This is a genomic window from Lysinibacillus sp. NPDC096382 (genome assembly GCF_044762845.1).
GTDB lineage: Bacteria > Bacillota > Bacilli > Bacillales_A > Planococcaceae > Lysinibacillus.
This window is the reverse complement of the sequence record NZ_JBIWFC010000046.1, coordinates 1-1,275: the sequence shown is the minus strand read 5'-3', so window position 1 is coordinate 1,275 and position 1,275 is coordinate 1. Positions and strand designations below refer to the sequence as shown.

The following is a 1,275-nucleotide window of genomic DNA, read 5'->3' as shown; positions in this document are numbered from 1 at the left end:
CTAAACACTTTTCCTATTTCATCAACATCTAAAATCTCACTTTTATCTGACATTGCCATAGGCTCTAGTTCTGCTACTTTTCTGTTAAATAAGGGAAATAAAGAATCCATACCATCTGATAAGAATTGATTTTGGTTAGGAAGGGTAGTCGAAACTGTTGACCAATGGGGGATTATAGCAGGCTTAACATCCTCGTACATTCCTAATTCACCTATGACTACATATACATATCCACAATTTTCGCTAATATTGATTCTATATTTAATGTATTTTTCAGTATTTGTGAAAGAGAATGACTTTTCTATTCCTGCCACCCAATCTGTAATGTTGGTTCTTGTATCTAGAATTATCCATCTTGTGCCATTCCAAGCTTCGAAAGTCCAAGCCTTAGGAAGCTCACCAATGTCGACTACAGGATGTCTACTTACTATAGAGTATTTAGTTATAGAAATTGGTTCTTTGTATTCATATGAAAGCCAACCTGTCTTTATTCCACTAGGCGTAGCCCATGAGGAATCTGTTAACCTCACTTTATCAAAAGCTTTCCAAGCATCATAATTTGTGCTGTAGATACTGCTTGCACTAGCAATCCCTTTGGGTGTGGTGTTGTTTGTCATTTGGGGTGTGGTGTTTATACCAGTGGTAGCAGGCTTTTTTTTAATGAATTTTTTATACTCTCCATCATGTAAAATAAGTGTTTTATTTTTGACAACAGACTCAAAATACCATTCATTAAACTGAACATACATTGCTTTTAGATGTAACTTATATCGACCTTTTTTTAGAAGTTGAGATACAATATACCAATCTTCTAAATTGTTTGTTTTTGCTTCTTCATAAACTTGATAAACACCATTATTATCTAGTTTGTAGATAATTATATCTTTACCTGTTCCTCCACCATTATCGCTGTAAGCTCCACTTGTAGCCCAAAAATGACAGTCTCTTTTAACTTCAAATTCAATATATGAGGTAGAATCTCTAAGTAATACAGCTCCGTAAGTACCTTGTTTAGTTGTGTTACCATCATGTAAAAGACCTTGTAGTTGAGAAGGTGTGATTTGAACAGCATTACCAAAAGGTGTGGCTAAGTTGTATGAAGATATATATTCAAATTCAACTGAGGGGTTTGTGTTCTCAGGTATTGATGTTTTTGCCATTACCTCACCTCAGTTCTTATGCTTCTAATATCAAAATATTTATTTAGGTTAATGGTTTTGCTAAATACCTTACCAATTTCTCCTGAAACAAGAATGTCATTTCTTAGTGTCATTT

1 pseudogene is annotated in these 1,275 nt (G+C 34.0%); it reads right to left on the bottom strand.

The features are described from left to right. A pseudogene (locus ACIQZA_RS25535) lies at positions 1-1,160 on the bottom strand (hypothetical protein); the annotation flags it as partial. Positions 1,161-1,275: the final 115 nt, after the last annotated feature.